This window comes from Micromonospora xinjiangensis, from assembly GCF_056150165.1.
Genome location: NZ_JAXCFO010000010.1, coordinates 97,211 through 113,400 on the forward strand (window position 1 = coordinate 97,211; position 16,190 = coordinate 113,400).

At 69.7% G+C, this 16,190-nt stretch carries 10 protein-coding genes; 4 read left to right on the forward strand and 6 right to left on the reverse strand.

Going from position 1 to position 16,190, the window contains the following annotated elements:
• Positions 1–30 precede the first annotated feature (30 nt).
• From SM573_RS27470 to SM573_RS27485, 4 genes are all read left to right on the forward strand, one after another.
• Positions 31–3,060, forward strand: a complete 3,030-nt coding sequence (locus tag SM573_RS27470; protein WP_474617384.1) for a family 43 glycosylhydrolase — start codon at positions 31–33, stop codon at positions 3,058–3,060.
• A gap of 86 nt (positions 3,061–3,146) precedes the next feature.
• Positions 3,147–5,558: a family 43 glycosylhydrolase gene (locus SM573_RS27475; protein ID WP_474617385.1), complete on the forward strand. Its 2,412-nt coding sequence runs from the start codon at positions 3,147–3,149 to the stop codon at positions 5,556–5,558.
• A gap of 36 nt (positions 5,559–5,594) precedes the next feature.
• The gene (locus SM573_RS27480; protein ID WP_474617386.1) at positions 5,595–6,227 is read left to right on the forward strand and encodes a hypothetical protein; all 633 of its coding nucleotides are present in this window, start codon (positions 5,595–5,597) and stop codon (positions 6,225–6,227) included.
• Between the two features lie 59 nt (positions 6,228–6,286).
• Positions 6,287–7,348: a hypothetical protein gene (locus SM573_RS27485; protein WP_474614085.1), complete on the forward strand. Its 1,062-nt coding sequence runs from the start codon at positions 6,287–6,289 to the stop codon at positions 7,346–7,348.
• Positions 7,349–7,408: 60 nt separating this feature from the next.
• Here the strand turns inward: SM573_RS27485 and SM573_RS27490 are convergent, their stop codons facing one another.
• The 6 genes from SM573_RS27490 to SM573_RS27515 form a co-directional block, all read right to left on the reverse strand.
• Positions 7,409–8,398 (reverse strand): LacI family DNA-binding transcriptional regulator, encoded by a 990-nt coding sequence (locus SM573_RS27490; protein WP_474614212.1) that lies wholly within the window; start codon positions 8,396–8,398, stop codon positions 7,409–7,411.
• Positions 8,399–8,693: 295 nt separating this feature from the next.
• Positions 8,694–10,421, reverse strand: coding sequence for an IlvD/Edd family dehydratase (locus tag SM573_RS27495; protein ID WP_474614084.1), 1,728 nt, complete (start codon positions 10,419–10,421; stop codon positions 8,694–8,696).
• 78 nt (positions 10,422–10,499) lie between these two features.
• A complete protein-coding gene (locus SM573_RS27500) occupies positions 10,500–11,384 on the reverse strand; it encodes a carbohydrate ABC transporter permease (protein WP_474614083.1) in 885 nt (294 codons plus the stop codon).
• Positions 11,384–12,325: a carbohydrate ABC transporter permease gene (locus SM573_RS27505; RefSeq protein WP_474614082.1), complete on the reverse strand. Its 942-nt coding sequence runs from the start codon at positions 12,323–12,325 to the stop codon at positions 11,384–11,386. Before SM573_RS27505 ends, SM573_RS27500 begins: the two co-directional genes overlap by 1 nt.
• Before the next feature lie 78 nt (positions 12,326–12,403).
• Positions 12,404–13,750 (reverse strand): ABC transporter substrate-binding protein, encoded by a 1,347-nt coding sequence (locus tag SM573_RS27510; protein WP_474614081.1) that lies wholly within the window; start codon positions 13,748–13,750, stop codon positions 12,404–12,406.
• Positions 13,751–13,960: 210 nt separating this feature from the next.
• A complete protein-coding gene (locus SM573_RS27515; RefSeq protein WP_474617387.1) occupies positions 13,961–16,138 on the reverse strand; it encodes an alpha/beta hydrolase-fold protein in 2,178 nt (725 codons plus the stop codon).
• Positions 16,139–16,190 lie beyond the last annotated feature (52 nt).

The window sequence follows — 16,190 nt, forward strand, 5'->3', positions numbered from 1 at the left end:
GGTCTCCCCACTCTCGCGCCTGGAGCTGCCATGCCAAGTTCCACCGGCTCGTCCCTGCCCGATCTCCGATCCGCCCGGCCGGCCGCCGTCCGGGATGGACTCCCGCGCCTCGCCCCCTCCCGGGGGCCGGCGAGGCGACGCCCCGCCACGTCGGGCCGGCGGCGTGCCCTGTCGCTGGCGACCACCGTCGTCCTCCTGTGCGCCGGCCTCGTCGCCACCGGCGGCCCGGCGCACGCCGACGAGGAGTGGTCGCCCCCGTCGTCGTACACATCGACCGATCGTGGTGACGGCACCTACTCCGTGCCGCTGCTGCGATCGGACGTGCCCGACATCAGTGTGGAGCGGGTCCCGGCCGCCGAGAACGACGAGGGTCGGGACATCTACTACATGATCAGCACGACCATGCACCTGAGCCCGGGCGCGCCCATCATGAAGTCCTACGACCTCGTGAACTGGGAGATCGTCAACTACGTCTTCGACCGGGCCAGCATCGGCGACTCGTTCTCCCTGCGCAACGGCCAGAACTCGTACGGTCAGGGCCAGTGGGCGTCGTCGCTGCGCTACCACGACGGCATGTTCTACGTCGCTTTCAACACCAACAACCTCGGCGGCGCCTACATCTACCGCACCGACGACATCGAGAACGGCGCCTGGCAGCGCACGGCACTCGGTCGAGGGTTGCACGACCCGTCGCTCTTCTTCGACGTGGACGGCACGCCGTACATCTTCTACGGCTCCGGCGGCACGAGCGCGGTGCGGCTCAACTCCGAGCTGACCGCCATCACGCAGGACTATCCGAACATCTTCACCGCCGGTGACTACGCCGGGCAGCCCTTCATCGGCGGCCTGTTCGAGGGCGCGCAGTTCTACCACATCGACGGCTGGTACTACGCGGTCATCATCACCTGGCCCTCCGGCCAGGGGCGGCAGGTCGTGATGTTCCGGTCCCGGGAACTGCTCGGCCGCTACACGGCCGAAGGCGGTGTGAACACCTACGAGGCCCGCGGCGTGCTCAACTCCAACGGCTTCGCGCAGGGCAGCCTCGTCCCGATCTCCCGCGAGACAGGTGCGACCGACTGGTACGGCATGTTCTTCCGGGACACGTTCCCGATCGGGCGCATCCCCGCCCTCATCCCCGCCACCTGGAACGACGGCTGGCCGACCTTCGGCGACGACGGCGTCGTGCCGGTCGACGGCGGGTTCGCCAAGCCGATCTCCCTGAGCCCGCAGGAGCAGCTGTTCGAGCGGCAGAAGAGCATCGTCGCCTCGGACGACTTCGCCAACGACGCCCCGCACAAGGCGTACCAGGACGAGGAGTGGACGATCCCACCGCCACCCGACATCGACGAGTCGTTGATCGGCGTGCAGCTGCTGGAGAACGCCGGATTCGAGTCGGGGGATGTCTCACCCTGGTCCGCTCAGTACGGCGCGACGCTCACGCTCGACTCGACCGACCCCGCCACCGGATCCTCGGCGTTGAAGGTCGGCAACCGTACGCTCAACGGCTCCGGCCCGAACCAGCTCCTCACCGGCAAGATGCAGCACGGGGTGACCTACACCGTGTCGGCGAGGGTCAAGTACACCTCCGGTCCGAGCAGCGTACGGTTCAACCTCGCCGCCGACTGGGGCTCCGGGGTACAGGTGATGACCTCCGGCACCGTCCCGATCGGGCAGTGGACGACCGTCACCGGCCAGTACACCGTGCCGGCGTCAGCCAACCTGAACAACTTTAAGTTCGCCGTGGAGACACCGTGGGCCAACCCGCAGCCCCCGTCGTCGAGCGTGGAGTACCTGATCGACGACGTGTCGATCGTCGGGCAGCCGTCGACCGCCGAGCACCCGACCGAGGCCGAGATCAGGCCCAACGGGTCACGGCTGGACGTGGCCTGGGAGTGGAACCACGCGCCGGACAACCGGTACTGGTCGCTCACCGACCGGGACGGCTGGCTGCGGCTGACCACCGGCAAGGTCGTGACAGGCGGCTACGTCTACACCAAGCTCTCCAACCGGGCGGAGCTGGCCTGGTTCGAGGAGGCCCGGAACACCCTCTCGCAGCGCACCTTCGGTCCCCGGCAGTCCGTCGAGACCAAGATGGACATCACCGGGATGAAGGACGGTGACGTCGCGGGCCTCGCCGCCTACAACCGCGGCTTCTCGTACGTGGCGGTCAAGCGAGCCGGCGGTGTGAACACCCTCGGCGTGGTCAACCGGGGCCAGCCGTTCGCGGTCGACCTCGACCAGGCGACGCTGGAGAGCTTCCTCCCCGGCACGACCGTCGACCTCGGTGACGCGACCGAGATCCACGTGAAGGCGGACCTCGACTTCGCGTCGCAGACCGGCCAACTGTGGACCACCTTCTTCTACAGCCTCGACGGGTTGTCCTGGACACAGCTGGGCAGCCGCGTCGGCCCGCAGACCCTGGACGGCAGCCTCGCTCACTTCATGGGGCACCGGGTCGGGCTGTTCAACTACGCCACGCAACAGACCGGCGGGCACGTGGACTTCGACCACTACCTGCTCAGCGACACGCTCACCGCCCAGAACCGGCCGCTGGAGACCGGCCGGCTCGACGCCGCCATCGCGTACGCGGCGACCCTCGACGAGTCGGACTATCCGGCGGACGCGTGGGCCGCGATGCGGGCCGCGCTCGCCGCGGCGACGACGGCGCGGGCCGGCGTGTTCGGCACGCAGAACCAGATCGACGCGCCGGAGCGGGCGCTCAGCTACCAGTTGGCGCGGCTCGGTGTGCTCCGCACCGCGGAACCGCAGCTGCCGGTGACGGTGAGCGCGCAGACCCGCTGCGTGGCCGGAACGGCGTACGTGGCCGTACAGGCACGCAACGACCACGACGCACCCGTCGACATCGTGCTCGAAAGCCCGTACGGCCACCGCTCGGTGACCGACGTCGCCCCCGGCGCGAACGCCTACCAGCAGTTCACCACCCGCGCCACCACCGTCACCGCCGGCACCGCCACCGTCCGGGCCACCGCAACCGTCGACGGCAGGACCGTCACCACCACCCGCACCGCGGACTACACCGCCACCACCTGCGGCGGCTGACGCCCACGGATCCGGCCCGGCACGCCACACCCCGGCGGCGCCGGGCCGGACGCAACCCATCGCCCGCCAGCGCCAAGGAGGAACTCGTGACACAGCGTCTGCGAAGGGCGCCCCGACGACGGGTCGCCGCGATCGCAACGATCGGCGCCATGCTCGCCGCGGGACTCGTCGCGGCAGCACCCGTCCAGGCCGCCGAGACCAATCTCATCGTGAACGGAGGATTCGAGGACGGCCTGACCGGCTGGTTCGTCAACAACGGCAACTCCACCGACCGGGCCACGCTCTCACCCACGACCGACGCCTACTCCGGATCGAGCGCGGTACTGGTCAGTGACCGGGCCACCACCGGCTCCGGACCAATGCAGGACCTCTCCGGCAAGGTACAGGCCGGGCAGACCTACTCGCTCACCGCCCGGATCAAGTACGAGAACCCGGACGGCCCCGCCACGAAGCAGTTCTTCGCCACGATGCACTACGGTGCGGCCACCTACACCAACCTGGTCAGCGTGGTGGCGACGAAGGGCCAGTGGGCACAGTTCAACGGCCAGTTCACGATCCCGACGGGGCAGAACGTCTCGACCGCCCGTCTCTTCTTCGAGACACCGTGGACCAGCAACCCGTCCTCCGACCCCAGCCTGCACCTGATGGACTTCACGCTGGACGACGTGTCGGTGGTCGGTGCCCCGCCGCCCCCACCGCCGTCGAAGACCATCGAGGTCGTCGGGAAGCTGCCCGGCGAACACAACCCGTTGATCGGGCACAAGTTCGGCGCCGATGGCTTCGGCTTCGTGCACGACGGCCGGGTGTACATGTACATGACCAACGACACCCAGGGCTACGCCCCCGACCCGGTCACCGGGGTGTCCCCCGGCATCAACTACGGCCAGATCAACCAGATCACGGTGATCTCCTCCGAGGACCTGGTGAACTGGACCGACCACGGCGAGATCCAGGTCGCGGGTCCGAACGGCGTCGCGCCGTTCACCGGCAACTCCTGGGCACCGGGCATGGCCCGGAAGGTGGTGAACGGCCAGGAGAAGTTCTTCCTCTACTACGCCAACGGTGGCGGGTCGAGCAACGTGATCACGGGCGCGTCGCCGCTCGGCCCGTGGACCAGCGAGCGGACGAGCACGCTCATCGACGGCCGCACCCCGGGCGCCGAAGCCGTCGCGTGGAAGTTCGACCCTGCTCCGCTGGTGGACTCCGACGGTGAGGCGTACCTCTACTTCGGTGGCGGTCCGGCCTCGACGAGCATGCCGCCGGCGGAGCGCTTCAACAACCCCAAGAACCTGCGGGCCATCAAACTGGGCGACGACATGGTGTCGACCGAGGGCACGGCGGAGGTCGTCGACGCCCCGGTGGCGTTCGAGGCGGGCCACGTCTTCAAGCGGGGTGACAAGTACTACCTCTCGTACTCCTCGCACTTCGGTGGCAGCGACTTCGGCGGCCCGCAGACGCCGCTTCCGGGCTACCCCGGCGGCGGCCAGATCGGCTACCTCATCTCCGACGACCCGATGTCGTGGCCGAAGGAGACCTACGCGGGTGTCCTGTTCCCGAACCAGTCGCAGTTCTTCGGCGCCGGCACCGGGGGCAACAACCACCAGTCGGTCTTCGAGTTCCAGGGCAAGTACTACTTCACCTACCACGCCCCGACGTTGAACAAGCGCATCAACGGCAACACCACCCAGGGCTACCGCAGCCCGCACATCCAGGAGCTGACGTTCAACCCAGACGGCACCATCCAGCAGGTCGTCGGCACCTACGCCGGTGTGGAGCAGGTCCGGGACTTCGATCCGTACCGGGTGTTCGAGGCGGAGACATTCGGCTGGAGCAAGGGCGTTGCCACCGCCAAGGTCGACGGGGCGTCCGCGCAGTTCGGCGACGGGGCGCCGAACCTGGTGGTGCGTGACATCGACAACTCCGACTGGACGGCGCTGTCGGCGGTGGACTTCGGCGCCGGCGCCGGCACCGTGACGGCGAAGGTCCGCCCGCTCGTGTCCGGTGGCCAGATCCAGATCCGGCTCGACGAGGCCACCGCGCCCGTGGTGGCGACCATCCCGGTCGACGGGCCGGTCGGCGAGTGGACCGAACTCTCCGCCGAGTTGGACGGGGTGACCGGGGTGCACGACGTGTACTTCAGCTACGCCGGCCCTGCCGGTGCCGACCTGTTCGAGCTGGACACCTGGGCTTTCGAGACCGCCGCCGAGCTGCCGGTGTCGGTGAGCGCGCAGACCCGCTGCGTGGCCGGAACGGCGTACGTGGCCGTACAGGCACGCAACGACCACGACGCACCCGTCGACATCGTGCTCGAAAGCCCGTACGGCCACCGCTCGGTGACCGACGTCGCCCCCGGCGCGAACGCCTACCAGCAGTTCACCACCCGCGCCACCACCGTCACCGCCGGCACCGCCACCGTCCGGGCCACCGCAACCGTCGACGGCAGGACCGTCACCACCACCCGCACCGCGGACTACACCGCCACCACCTGCGGCGGCTGATCTGTTCACGCCATCACCAACGACACGGAGATTCACATGAGCACATACAGTCGTGGTCGCCTGCTCGCCGCGGGCGCCGCTGGAGCCCTGCTGGTCGGGTCGGTGGCCGTGCCGTCGCCGGCTCTCGCCGAGCCGGGAGGCAGCGCCGACGTCGAGGTCACCGTCGACATCGAGGAGATCCGCGAGCCGGGGGTGCTGGCCATGTCGGTCGCCGCCGACTCGGTGGCGCTGTCCGAGGACGGCTCGACGCTGCTGATGCGTCAGTTCGTCGGCACCCTGCCGACGGTCACGGTGACCGACACCCGCACGGCGGACGAGGTGCCGCCGGGCGCGGCGTGGGCCGTGCTGGGCAGCGCGACCGACTTCGTCGGCAGCGCCGGTCAGGCGCCGATCAGCGCCGGGCACCTCGGCTGGAAGCCGCGCTTGATCGACGGTGGCGACACGGGCCTGGTCAGTGAGGGCGAGGAAGTCGTGACGGTCCTGGACGAGCCGACCCAGCCGGGCAACAACGTGGGTCTGGTCGACCAGGAACTGCTGGTGTCGACGTTCGACTCGGGGGCGGTCGCCGGTGACGCGTACACCGTGGACGCGGACCTGTTCCTGCGTACCCCGGCGGACGTCGCCGCCGGCGAGTACACCTCGACGCTGACCCTGTCCCTGTTCGAGTAGCGCACGGCGGGGGCCGAGCCTTCTCGGCCCCCGCCACCCCTCACCCGGAGGTCGACGTCATGACCCGAACCTGGTCCCGAGCGTGCCGGCGGGGGCTCGCCGCGCTGGCCGTGGTGCTTCTCACCCTGCCGGCGGCGCCCGGCAGCGCCCGGGCGCAACCGGCGACTCCGACCGTGACCTGGGCGGTCCAGCCGGCGAAGCAGGACGGCCCGGACGGCCGCCGGTGGGTGGAGCACACTCTGGATCCGGGGCAGCGTGTGACCGAGCACCTGGCGGTGCGGAACTTCAGCGACTCCCCCGTGGTGTTCTCGCTGAAGGCGGCCGACGGCTATCTGACCGACAAGGGGCGGTTCAACATGCTGCCGTCCGATCGGGCGTCGGTGGACGGAGGCACCTGGATCGCGGTGCAGGAGAAGGTGACCGTCGGGGCGAAGGCCACGAAGGTGGTGCCGTTCACCATCACCGCGCCGCGGGATGCCACCCCGGGCGACCATCCGGCCGGAATCGCGGCCACGGTGACCAGCAGCGGAGGCACCGTGGCGGTGGAGAGCCGGGTGGGGTTCCGGGTGATGCTGCGGGCCAGCGGCACCGTCACCGCGGCCGTGTCGGTCACCGGGCTGGCCGCCACCTACCGCCAGTCGTGGAACCCGTTCTCGGCCGGAAGCGTCCGCGTGCGGTACACGGCCGGGAACGACGGCAACGTCGCGGTGACCGCCGCCGGCCGGGCGAGCGTGGCCGAGCTCTTCGGCGTTCTCGACAGGCGCGCGCTGACCGACGTCGAAGAGCTGTTGCCGGGCGGCGACCACGAGGCAGAGGCCCGCGTGGACGGCGTCTGGGGCCTGGGGCGGCTGAAGACCACCGTCGAGCTGACGCCGTCCGTCCTCGGCGGTGACCCGTCGAGCGCCGAGATCCGGCCGGCGCGGGCGACCGTGACCGTGTGGGCGGTGCCCTGGGCGCGGCTGGCCCTCGCGGTCGTCCTCGCCGTGCTCGTCCTCGGGTTCCGCACGGTCATCCGGCGACGCCGGCGGCGGCTGGCGGCCCTGCTCGACCGCGCACGGAACGAGGGCCGGGCCGAGGGCCGCGAGTCCGCCCTCGCCGGCGGCTCACCCGGGCGAGGATGACAGCGCGCGCCGTCGTCCCGGCGCGGTGGCCGCACTCGCGCCACGCCCGCTCCCGGCGGCTCAGCGCCGCGGCGGCGGGCCCACACTGTCGCGGGAGACCAGAACCGGCGCGATCGTCTCCCGCAACGGGCTGGTGACCTGCGACTCGATCTGGGCGAGCAGCAGGTCCAGGCTCGTCCGCGCCACGGCGGCGAAGTCCGGCCGGACGGTCGTCAACGGCGGGATGAAGAACGCGGCCTCCGGCACGTCGTCGAAGCCCACCACGCTGACGTCGTCCGGCACCCGGCGGCCGTGCTCGTGCAGCGCCCGGAGCACACCCAGCGCCAGATGGTCGTTGGCGGTGAAGATCGCGGTCACCTCGGGCATCCGGGCCAGCATCTGCCCGCACCGGTAGCCGGAGGCCGCGGACCAGTCCGCCGGGACCACCGGGTGCACCTCGGCGCCCGCCGCCAGCAGCGCCTCCCGCCACCCGTCGATCCGACCGGCGCTGTCGAACCAGTCCGGCGGGCCGGACACGTGCCACACCGTCGCGTGCCCGGCGTCGAGGAGGTGCTGCGTGGCGGCGCGGGCGCCGGCGACCTGGTCGATGGTCACCAGGGAGACCGGCCTGCGCGGGTCCCCGTCGACGGTCACCAGCGGTACGTCCTGGGGCAGCCGATCGAGGGCCTCGCCGGCCGACTCGACCGGCGCGATGACCACGATCCCCGCGACCCGGTGCGCCAGATGCCGCTCCACGGCGGCGGAGATGGAGTGGTGGTCCAGGTCGTTCACGCTGCCGACGCTCACCGCGAAGCCCGCCTCCGCGGCCGCCTGCTCCAGCGCCGCGAGCAGCGACGCCGGGCCGTAGAGAGTCGTGTTCTGCGCGACGACCCCGATCGCCTGGGAGCGGCCGGTGACCAGCGCCCGGGCCGCCCGGTTGGGCCGGTAGCCCAGTTCGGCGATCGCCGCCTGGACCCGGAGGCGGGTCTTCTCGCGCACGTTCGGATGCCCGTTGAGAACCCGGGACACCGTCTGATGGGAGACGCCCGCGACACGAGCCACGTCCGTCATCGCCGGAGCACGCATGGCCATCCCACTCCCCGCTGCCCGTCGGCGGCTCCGGCGGTCGACCTCACCGCCGCGACCGCATTGCGCGAAATCCGTCCTCCGGCCGCCGGCCCGGTGGCCGGGCCGTGGCGGAGATCAGAATGCTAGACAGTCTATGCGGAGCGCCATTGGGACATCGGGCATGGTTTCCCTGCCAACCGGGCGGAGCGTGACGGTCAGGACATCTCCGTGACCGGATCGGGTCTCGCCTCGCACACCGTGCCGGGCCCGGACCCACCTCCGTCATCGGTGATCCCGTTCAGTGGGAGTGGCGGGGCACCGCACCGCCGCTGCCCCCGACGAGGAAGTCCAGGTCCGCGCCGGCGTCGGCCTGCAGGACGTGCTCGCTGTACAGCCGTACCCAACCCCGGTCGGCGACCGGGGGCGGCGGCTGCCAGGCGGCCCGGCGTCGTTCGAGTTCCGGCTCCTCCACCAGGAGGTCCAGGCGCCGCGCCGGCACGTCGACCCGGACCAGGTCGCCCGTACGCACCAGGGCCAACGGGCCCCCCACCGACGCCTCCGGAGCCACGTGCAGGATGCAGGTCCCGTACCCGGTGCCGCTCATGCGGGCATCGGAGATCCGCACCATGTCGGTGACCCCGTCGGTGAGCAGCCGCCGCGGCATGGGCACGTTGCCCACCTCCGGGAAGCCGGGGTAACCGCGGGGGCCGGCGTTGCGGACCACGATGACCGTGTCGGGGGTGACGTCCAGGTCCGGATCGTCGGCGGCGACGACGTAGTCCTCGATCCGGTCGAAGACGAGCGCCGGCCCGGTGTGCGCGAGCAAGTGGGCGGAGGCGGCGGAGACCTTCAGCACCGCCCCGGACGGCGCGAGCGACCCACGCAGCACGACGGTGCCCGAGCCGGCGGGCTGGAACGGCTCCGCCAGCGTGCCGATCACCTCACGGTTCCAGCACCGGACACCGCCGATGTTGTCGGCCACGCTCTTCCCGCTGACGGTGACATGATCGAGGTGCAGCAGTGGCGCGATCTCCTTCATCACCGCCGGAACCCCTCCCGCGTAGGCGAAGTCCTCCATGAGGTACGCCCCGGAAGGCATCAGGTTGACCAGTACCGGCACGTCGGCGGTGAGGGTGTCGAAGTCCTCCAGGGACAGCGTGACGCCGAGACGCCCCGCGATCGCGAGCAGGTGCACCACGGCGTTCGTGGAGCCGCCGATCGCGGCGTTGACCCGGATGGCGTTCTCGAACGCCTGCCGGGTGAGCACGGAGGACAGCCGCTGGTCCTGCTCGACCATGGCAACGATGCGGCGCCCGGCGGCGTGCGCCAGCGCGTACCTGCGCGAGTCGACCGCCGGCACGGCGGCGGCCCCCGGCAGTTGCACGCCCAGCGCCTCGGTCACGCAGGCCATCGTGGAGGCGGTGCCCATGGTCATGCAGTGCCCTCGGCTGCGGGACATGCACACCTCCGCCTCCGCGCAGTCGGCCGCGGTCATCCGGCCGGCGCGCACCTCCTCGGTGAAGCGCCAGACGTCGGTGCCCGACCCGATGTCCCGGCCGCGGAACTTGCCGTTGAGCATCGGACCGCCGGTGATCATCAAGGTCGGCAGGTCGACGCTGGCCGCCCCCATCAACATCCCCGGAGTGGTCTTGTCGCAGCCGGAGAGCAGCACCACCCCGTCGAGCGGGTTGGCCCGGACGAGCTCCTCGAGCTCCATCGCCAGCAGGTTGCGGTAGAGCATGGTCGTCGGTCGCATGAGCGGCTCACCGAGGCTCATCGCCGGGAACTCCAGCGGCAGGCCGCCGCTCTCCCACACCCCCCGCTTCACCGACTCGGCCAGGTCACTGAGGTGCGCGTTGCACGGGGTCAGCTCCGACCAGGTGGTGGCGACGCCGATCACCGGGCGACCGTCGAAGACGTCGTCCGCGAACCCCTGGTTTCGCATCCAGGAGCGATGGATGAAGCCGTTGCGCCCCTCAGCGCCGAACCACTGCCCACTGCGCAGCGGCCGATCGGTCGTGGACACGAGCACACCTCCGTCATCTACCCGGCCGCGGGAGCGCGGCGATCGAAGTGGTTGTCGGCCGACGGCGCGGGCGGGGGGCTACCGGAGGCCTCCCACCGACAGGCCGCCGCGCCAGTGCCGTTGAAGGGTGAAGAACGCGATCACGAGCGGGATCACCGACACGAGCGAGCCGAGGATGATGAGGCTCCAGAGAGAGGTACTCCCCGAGTTGTTCGCGGAGGCGATCCCCTGCCAGAGGCCGAGGCCGACAGTGACCGGGAAGAGGCGGTTGTCGGAGAGCATGGCCAGGGGCAGGAAGTAGTTGTTCCAGGACGCCACCGCCGACAGCAGCAGCACGGTGACCACCGCGGGTCGCATCAGCGGAAGGGCGATCCGCAGGAACGTGCGTAGCTCCCCCGCACCGTCGACCCGCGCCGCGTCCAGCAGTTCGTCGGGGACCGCGTCGCGCGCGTACACGTGCATCAGATAGACGCCGAAGGGGTTGAGCAGTGACGGGAGGATCACCGCCCAGATCGTGTTCGTCAGCCCCAGCCGGGAGAACATGATGAAGGTCGGGATGACCAGTGCGGTCGCGGGCACCATCAGCGCGCCGAGGACGACGGCGAAGCTGAATCGCCGCGCGGCGAAGCGGTACTTGGCGAATCCGTAGCCGGCCATGACGGCCAGGACCGTCGCCCCGATTCCGCCCGCCAGCGCGTACAGGGTCGAGTTGAGGATCCACCGGCCGTAGATGCCACCGTCGTAGGTGAACAGCTGCTGGAGGTTCCCGAGGTAGTCGATCCGGTCGGAGAACCACAGGGTGTTACCACCGCCGAACAGGCCCGGTGCGTCCTTGGAGCTGTTGACGATGACCCACCAGAAGGGCACGAGGAAGTAGACGACCAGGAAACCGAGGAGTATCTGCAGGGGGAGGAAGCGTTGCGGGCGGCGAGGGCCGGCACCGGCGCTGGCGCGGTCGGTCATCAGAGGAAGCTCCTCCGCTTGCGGGTGAGGAACAGGAACGCGTACACGCAGATGAAGACGACCCCGCCGAGGGCGAAGGAGATCGCTGAGCCGTAGTTGAAGTTGGCGAGTGAGAACGCCTGCTGGTACGCGTACATGTTGGGGGTGAAGTCCGCCCCGATCGTGCCCGCGGCGAGGTACCGCAGGATCTGGGGTTCGTTGAAGAACTGCAGGGTGCCGATGAGTGAGAAGACCAGGATCAGGATCAGCGCCGGCGCGATCAGCGGGATCTTGATCCGGAGCGCGATCTGCCACCTCCCGGCGCCGTCCATGCGGGCGGCCTCGTAGAGGGTCGGGTCGATTCCCTGCAGCGCCGCGTACAGAATGATCATGTAGTAGCCGGCCCACTGCCAGGTGACGACGTTGAGCAGGCCGTAGAAGATCAGGTTGCTGCTCAGGAAGTCGGGCGCGGTGGCCCCGAACAGGCCGAAGACGTCGGAGAGCGGCCCGAAACTCCTGCTGTAGAGGAACCCCCACATCACGGCCCCGATGACCGTCGGGATCGCGTACGGGAGAAAGATCATCAAGCGGGAGAAGCGGGTGAACAGGGAGGTCACCGCATCCAGGATCAGCGCCATCGCGAGCGCGACGACGATCTGCAGCGGAATGGCGACGAGCGAGAAGCGGATGACGAACCACGCCCCGGACAGGAAACTCGGATCGGTGAACGCCTTCACGTAGTTGTCGAACAGGACGAAGCTGGTGCCGCCGATCAGCTTCTTCTGGAAGAGACTGAGATAGAGCGCGTACGCCAACGGTGCGATGAGGAAGGCGAGGAAGACGACCGCGAAGGGCCCGACGAAGAGCCACCCCATCAGGTGCTCACGCAGGTGCACCTTTCCGCGGATCGTACGTCTCTCGTCGTGAGCGCGCGGCGCGCGCTTCTCGGTCAGGAGTGTCATCTTGGGCTCCGGGACGTGGGCACGGGGTCGACGGGTGGGCCGGCCGGCGACGGGCGGCGACGCGGCCCACCCTCGCGGTCACTGAACGGTGAAGCCTTGCTCCTCGGCGTACTTCGCCACGTCCTCCTGAAGCCGGTCGGCCGCCTGCGAACCGGTGACGGAGCCCTTGATGATCTCGCTGACCTGCTTCGTCATGGCATCGAAGTAGTACTGGCCGAAGGGGCTGTAGGCGACGCCCTTGTAGGCGTTGGCGGCGGGGACGTAGACCTCCTTGTTCGCCTGCTGGCCGTTGAAGAACGCCACCTTCAGGTCGACGAACGCGGGGTCGTTGAGCGCCGTGAGGTTGAGCGGGAAGATGATCTGGTTGGTCCAGCCGTCGGTGAGCGACTCCTTGTCGGCGTACAGGCCGTAGGCGACCTTCGCCGCGAGCTCCGGCTTCTTGGCCTGGCTGGTCACCGAGAAGGCCGAGCCGCCCCAGTTCACCTGCACCGGATTGTTCGGGTCCCACTGCGGCAGCGGGGCCACCGCGAACTTGCCGGTGTCCTGACCCTTGCCGACGCCCGCTCCGGTGAGGTAGCCGGGCGCCCAGGCCGCGGAGATGTACGTCGCGTAGTTCCCGTTGATCACGCCGGAGATGTACTCCGGGGTGAACTGGTCCTGCGTACCGACGAGGCCCTTGCGCGCGAGGCCGCCCCAGTAGTCGAGCACGTCCTTGGAGGCCTGGTCGTTGAGCTTCACACCGATCGACTTCGGCTGCGCGGGGTCGTAGGTGAACGGAGTGGCGCCCTTCTGGATCTGCAAGGCCATCGTGAGCGCGGACACGTTCGCGCCGAAGTCACCGAACTGCGGGCCGCCGGCGTCCTTCACCTTCTGCGCCGCCTGCTCGTACTCGGCCCACGTCTTCGGCGGCGTGATGCCGTACTTGTCGAAGATGTCCTTCCGGTAGATCATCGCCACCGGTCCACCGTCGACCGGTACGCCGTAGATCGCGTCACCGACCGAGACGTCCTTCCAGGCGCCCTCGCCGTAGTTGTCCTTGACCGCGTCGAAGCCGTACTTCCTGATGTCGACGAGCGCATTCTGGATCTGGAAGGTCGGGATCCGGTCCATCTCAATCATGATCACGTCGGGCGCGCCGGTGCCCGCCGAGATGGCCGTCTGGAACTTGTCGTACTCGTCGCTGCCCTGCCCGACGTTGGTCCAGCACACCTGCACCTCGTCGTTCTGCTTGTTGAAGTTGTCGACGACGAGCTGCATGTTGGGGTACCAGCCCCACATCGTCACGACCGGCAGGTTCTGCTTCGTGATCGTGTTCGTACAGTTGCTGGCGTCGCTTCCGCCGCCGTCCCCGCCGGAGGAGCAGGCGGCGAGCCCGCTCCCCGCCGCGAGCATGGCTACCGTGGCGAGTATTCGTTTCCTCTTCATCGACGAGATTCCCTTCGGGGATCGCGGTGCACAAGGGTCCGTGCGCCGTCAGTGAAGGCCGGCGATCGGCGGGGACGGGCAGGGGTGGAACACCCAGGAGCCCGTCCTCCCGCCGACCCCCTTCCGGAGTCGCGACACACGCCCGCGTCTGGTGAGCGCCACCGGGGCAGGGGACCCCTGCTCCGGTGGCGCCGCCCCCGCAACGGGCTCCTAGCGCTTGAACAGACGCGGCGCCAGGTCGATCAGGTTCTTCTGCCACACGTCCCAGCCGTGCGGCCCGGGGGTCACCCCGTCGAACTCGTAGCGGATACCGAGGTTGTCCAGCGTGGTCAGGGACGCCATGAAGCTCGGGTACACGAAGTCGGTCTGGTCACCGACGTACAGGCGCAACATCCTGGTCCCGTTGTTGATCGCCTCCACGTCGACGCCGGTGCCGCTGCCGAACCCGGCCGAGAAGGCCGCGACGTAGGCGAACTGGCCCGGGTACGCCTTGAGCACTCCGAACGCGTGCCCGCCGCCCATCGACAGGCCGGCGATGGCCTGCTGCGACGGCGCACTGGAGATGTGGTAGCGGGCACGGGCCGTCGGCACGATGTTCTCCAGCAGTTCCCTGTTGAAGTCGGACACGTTGCCGTTGCCCATCACGACCACCATGGGGACCAACTCGCCGTCGAGGAACTGGTGGTCGAGGATCTGCTTGGCACGCCCCATCTCGACCCAGTCCGTATAGCTCTGCCCGCCTCCGTGCTGCAGGTAGAGGACGGGGTACGGCTGGGCCCGGTCGGGGTCGTAGCCCGGCGGGGTCCACACCAGCGCGGTGCGGTCCTGGCCCACGACGGTGCTGCGGTAGGTCATGCTCTCGACCGTCCCGCCCTGCCCGGCCGGCACGTCCGACAGCAGGCGGGCGCCCGGCCCCGGGATGAGGAAGGTGCTCCACGTCGGCTCGGTGGTCACCCTCGTCGGATTCGAGGCGTCCTTCACCGCCACCCGGTCCACGATCAACCGGTAGTAGTAGAACCAGGGGTCCAGCGGGCCGACGGTCGCTCGCCACCGGTCACCGTCCCGCACGAGCGGCACGCGCAGCCAGCTCCCACCCGGGGCCACGTTGGCCCACACCGTGACGTGCTGGGCAGCGGCGAAGTCCGTGGTCGTCTCGAAGGTGACGAACCCGTCCTCGGTCACGAACGGAGTCGGCGTGGTCCCGCTCGGCGGTGGGGTGAACTCTCCCTTCAGCGGCTGGTGACCGGGGCTCGGGCCACGGTCGGACACGTCACGGAAGAGCCGCGGCACGAAGTCGACCAGGTTCTCCTGCCAGGTGGTCCAGTTCCCGCCGCCGTCCGGGTTGACCCCGTCGAACTCGAACGTGACTCCGGCACGGCCCAACGCCTTCGTCAGCCGGTAGGTGGCGTTGTGCGCGGGATCCGTGACATTCCCCGTGTACAACCGCAGCGTTTTCACGTTGCGATTGGTCTCCCGGGTGTTCTTCCGGTCGACGTCCGCGCCCAGGAGGCCGGAGAAGGAGCCGGCGTAGGCGAACCGGCTCGGGTTGGCGAGCGCCGCCTTCACCGCCTGCGATCCACCGTCTCCCACACCCGCGATCGCCTGGTGCGCCGGGTCGCGCAGGACCCGGTAGGCGCCGTGGACCGCCTTGCGGAGGTCCCTCAGCTCCTGGTCGTCCGCACCGCCGTCACTGATCACGACCACCATCGGCCTCATGGCGCCCTCGGCCGAGAGGTTGTCGAGGATCTGCCTGGCTCGTCCGAGGTCGAGCCAGTCGGTGGCGGTCCGACCCTCGTCCGACCGCAGGAAGAGAACGGGGTAACCCTTCCGGCCCGTCGCCGGGTAGCCCGGCGGCGTCCAGACCAGGGCCGAGCGCTGCTCCTTCCTGACCCGGTAGGTCAACGTCTCGATCTGGCCGCCGGTCCCCTGGGGTACGTCCGCCAGCCGACGCGCCTCGGCACCGGGGACGAGGAAGGTGCTCCAGAGGGGCTGGGACGCCACACCGGTGCTGTTCGTCGGGTCCTTGAAGCTCTTGGTGTCGTCGCCGGTGACCTGGTACTGGTACAGCCCCGGCTTGAGCGGGCCGAGGACCCCGGACCACACGTTACCGCGGCGGGTCAGGCCGAACTCGGCCCAGGTGGCGGAGGGTCCGAAGTTTCCCTCGACGACGATCTGCGACACCGTGCCCACGTGCTCCTGCACGTAGTCGGCCGGAACGCTGAACGACGCGTAGCGGTCCTCGGAGACGTTCAACCACGGCGTCTCCGCCGCGGCCGGGTGCGGCCCGAGGAGTACCGCCGCGGCCGCCACGACTCCGGCGGTGAGTGCCGCCGAGAGCCGGCGCACGCCGGTACCGCGTAACCGCCCGTGGTACGATTCAGTTGTCACGCTCCACTCCTTTCATGTGCCGGCAGCGGATGCGACCCGACTGCCGGCTCAA

Excerpts from the sequence above, each read along its gene's own strand:
- SM573_RS27490 (WP_474614212.1), bottom strand. The coding sequence starts at position 8,398 with ATGACGGACGTGGCTCGTGTCGCGGGCGTCTCCCATCAGACGGTGTCC.
- SM573_RS27510 (WP_474614081.1), bottom strand. The coding sequence starts at position 13,750 with ATGAAGAGGAAACGAATACTCGCCACGGTAGCCATGCTCGCGGCGGGG.
- SM573_RS27485 (WP_474614085.1), top strand. The coding sequence starts at position 6,287 with ATGACCCGAACCTGGTCCCGAGCGTGCCGGCGGGGGCTCGCCGCGCTG.
- SM573_RS27470 (WP_474617384.1), top strand. The coding sequence starts at position 31 with ATGCCAAGTTCCACCGGCTCGTCCCTGCCCGATCTCCGATCCGCCCGG.
- SM573_RS27500 (WP_474614083.1), bottom strand. The coding sequence starts at position 11,384 with ATGACCGACCGCGCCAGCGCCGGTGCCGGCCCTCGCCGCCCGCAACGC.
- SM573_RS27480 (WP_474617386.1), top strand. The coding sequence starts at position 5,595 with ATGAGCACATACAGTCGTGGTCGCCTGCTCGCCGCGGGCGCCGCTGGA.
- SM573_RS27505 (WP_474614082.1), bottom strand. The coding sequence starts at position 12,325 with ATGACACTCCTGACCGAGAAGCGCGCGCCGCGCGCTCACGACGAGAGA.